This window comes from uncultured Nostoc sp. (genome assembly GCF_964245445.1).
Taxonomy (GTDB): Bacteria; Cyanobacteriota; Cyanobacteriia; order Cyanobacteriales; family Nostocaceae; genus Nostoc.
In genome coordinates, this window is the sequence record NZ_CAXTNE010000455.1 from 1 (window position 1) to 3674 (window position 3674).

At 43.5% G+C, this 3674-nt stretch carries 2 protein-coding genes; both read left to right on the forward strand.

Features of this window, described 5'->3' with window-relative positions:
* A partial coding sequence (locus ACFE90_RS37080) for a penicillin acylase family protein (protein ID WP_375507224.1) occupies nucleotides 1-1793 on the forward strand: 1793 nt, incomplete at its 5' end.
* Between the two features lie 317 nt (nucleotides 1794-2110).
* Nucleotides 2111-3556 (forward strand): RecQ family ATP-dependent DNA helicase, encoded by a 1446-nt coding sequence (locus tag ACFE90_RS37085; RefSeq protein WP_375507225.1) that lies wholly within the window; start codon nucleotides 2111-2113, stop codon nucleotides 3554-3556.
* The last annotated feature ends 118 nt before the right edge of the window (nucleotides 3557-3674 follow it).

Below are 3674 nucleotides of genomic sequence, written 5' to 3' on the forward strand. Positions count from 1 at the left end.
ATAATGTTGAGGTGCTTTTTAATTCTCCAGATGTCTTCCGTGCTTTAGAGTCAATTACTAAGCCGATGATGGCTTTGGAAGAACTTATAGGCCCTACGGGTATAGGTATTGGCTCGAACAACTGGGTGATATCTGGTCAGAGGACAGTTACGGGTAAGCCCATTTTGGCGAATGACCCTCATTTAGGTGTGCAAATACCTTCTATCTGGTATGAGGTTGGTTTGCACTGTACGCCCAAGAGTGCAGAATGTCCTTACAACGTTACCGGGTTTTCTTTTGCGGGAATGATTGGAGTAATTATCGGTCATAGCGATCGCATTGCCTGGGGTGTTACCAATGTACAATCTGATGTGATGGATTTATACATCGAGAAAATCAACCCGAAAAACCCCAACCAGTATGAGGTAAATGGCAAATGGGTTGATATGCAACTTGTGCAAGAGACGATTCAAGTTGCAGGAAGTCAGCCGATTGTTCAAACGGTGCGTTATACCCGACATGGGCCGATTCTCTCTGATGTTTCGCCTAATCTGAAGGAATTCAAACACAGTCAGCCTATAAAATTACCTCAAAACTACGCCGTAGCCCTGCGCTGGACGGCCCTAGCACCTTCCAAACTAGGGTATGCTATTCCCCAGATCAATCGCGCCCAAAACTGGCAGGAATTCCGTACTGCTGCCAGGAATTACGATGTCCCTGCTCAAAACTTAGTGTACGCTGACATTCATGGCAATATTGGCTACCAAATGCCTGGTAAATTTCCCATCCGAGCAAAGGGAGATGGGCGTTATCCCGTTCCTGGTTGGACGGATGAATATGAATGGCAAGGCTATATTGACTTTGAGCAGTTGCCCAAAAGTTTTAATCCATCCCAAGGTTATATTGCTACTGCCAATAATTTAGTTATGCGTGAATATCCTTACCTGATTACCGCAGACTGGGTTTATGGCTATCGGGCACAGCGCATCGTTGAGATGATTTCACAACAGGCACAGCCGATTTCCCTGAAGGATGTGCAACAGATACAGGGTGACGATCGCAATCTCAATGCACAAACACTAGTACCACTACTAAAATCTATCACAGTTGATACCCCCCGCTTGCAAGCAGCCCAAAAACTGCTATTAGATTGGAATTTGCAGTTGGAAATGACATCGCCTGCGGCTGCCTTATTTGAAATATTTTGGAAACACTTGCTAGCAGATACGTTTCACGATCAGTTGCCTGAAAAGTACTTTCCTGATGGAGGCGATCGCTGGTATGCTGTGGTAGCAAATTTAGTCAAACAGCCCAATAGTTTTTGGTGGGATAATCGCAATACCCCAGAAGTTGAGAACCGCGACCAAATCCTGCGGCAGTCCTTTACAAAAGCCGTGGATGAACTAGAACGTATTCAAAGCAAAGACCCGCAAAACTGGAATTGGGGCAACCTGCATACTGTTACTTTTAAAAACGCCACCTTGGGTAAATCTGGAGTTGCACCGATTGAAGCTTTATTTAATCGTGGTGCATTTGCCACGGCTGGTAATGGCGAAACAGTCAATGCTAACCGATGGAGAGCAAATGAATCCTTTGAAGTGACTGATATTCCTTCACTGCGGATGATTGTAGATTTGGGAAACTTGGATAACTCAATAGCGATTCATACTCCTGGACAATCAGGACATGCTTTTCATACCCACTACAACGATATGGTTGACCCCTGGCGCAAAATTGAATATCACCCCATGCTGTGGGAACGAAAGAATGTTACAGCTAGTACTGCTGGGACATTGAAGTTAGCTCCAAAATAATCAACGTAAAAGTCATGTCCCGCAAGGAACTGAAGTTCCTTGCTAATAGCAAAAGTCATCTGAAGATGACTAAATATACCCAAAATCTTTAGTCTACTTCAGTAGACTTTAGCTGTTAGCCTGGAACTTTAGTTCCAGGCGGGTGAGTCAAGCCTTCAGTTAAGCTATTTCTAATTTTTGGTTTTTATAACAATCAGTTCTAATTCCTTCTTGTAGTCCGTGGATTGCAACCTGAGATGATGAAATTACTGAACCATTAACTGAATAACAGAGGCTATATTCAGTTTTCAAGGATATAGGTGTATCTACTATTGATTATGAATCAGCCTACAATAAAATCTTGGCAAGAAGTTCTCGCTACGTTTAAAAAAATCTGGGGTTATGAAGATTTCCGTCCGCCACAAGGAGAAATTGTCAGCAGTTTATTGTCACAAAAAGATGCGCTGATTATTATGCCTACAGGTGGCGGAAAATCGATTTGTTTTCAACTTCCCGCGCTACTACAAACAGGATTAACTTTGGTAGTTTCGCCCTTAGTGGCGTTGATGGAAAATCAAGTTCAGGAACTATTACAAAGCAATCAAAAAGCAGCACTTTTGCATAGTGAATTACCCTCATCTCAACGCCGTGCAACTCTGCAAGCTTTAGAACGTCAACAGCTAAGATTGCTTTATTTGTCCCCAGAAACTTTGCTAAGTGCGCCAGTGTGGGAAAGATTATGTCAGCCGCAATTGCAAATTAATGGCTTAATTTTGGATGAAGCTCATTGTTTAGTGCAGTGGGGAGACACGTTTCGCCCAGCTTATCGCAGATTAGGGGCTGTGCGTCCGGCATTGCTAAAATCAAAACCACTAGGAACAAAAATCAGCATCGCCGCTTTTACTGCTACTGCTGACCCGTTAGCCCAAAAGATTATTCAAACAGTTTTACAATTACAGCAACCAGAGATTTTCCGGTTGAATCCCTACCGTCCGAATTTGCATCCCAGCGTTCGCATTGCTTGGACACCACGAGGTAGAAAACAACAATTATTAAAGTTTATTCAAAATAGACCGCAACAATCGGGGTTAGTTTATGTTCGCACCAGGAGAGATAGCGAAGATTTAGCCGAATGGTTAGCAGAGATGGGTTATGCAACAGCTAGTTATCATGCAGGATTGGGTGCAACCGAACGCCGTGAAGTAGAAGCAAGCTGGTTAAGTGGTAAAATTCCCTTTGTTGTGTGTACCTGTGCGTTTGGTATGGGGATTAATAAAAGCAATGTCAGGTGGGTTGCCCACTTTCACGCACCACATTTGCTATCTGAATATGTGCAAGAAATAGGCCGCGCTGGAAGGGATGGGAAACCAGCAGAAGCGTTGACGCTGGTAAGTGAACCTACGGGATGGTTAGATCCAGAGGATAAGCAAAGACAGGAGTTTTTTCAAGAAAAAATGCGATCGCAACAACAAATAGCGCAGCAACTTGTGAAAAAATTACCAAAACAGGGAGAAGTGAATGCAGTAACTCGACAATTTCCCGAAGGTGCGACGGCACTAGCTTTACTCCACAGCAACGGTCAGCTAAACTGGCTTGATCCTTTTCATTACACCATTGCTCAAAAAGCGGGAAATCATTCACCGACGCAATTACACGCCGCTAAACAGATGCAGCAATACCTGACAACTAAGCAGTGTCGTTGGCAGTTTTTGTTAAATGCCTTTGGTTTTGATAAAGAAGCAGCTAACTTGCGTTGCGGACATTGCGATAATTGCCGTAAATGAGTATCAAAGACTCGTTGCCGAGTATCAAAGACTCGTTGCCGAGTATTAAAGACTCATTCACAAGTATCAAAGACTCGTTGCCGAGTATCAAAGACTCATTCACGAGTATCAAAGACTC

Excerpts from the sequence above, each read along its gene's own strand:
- ACFE90_RS37085 (WP_375507225.1), top strand. The coding sequence starts at position 2,111 with ATGAATCAGCCTACAATAAAATCTTGGCAAGAAGTTCTCGCTACGTTT.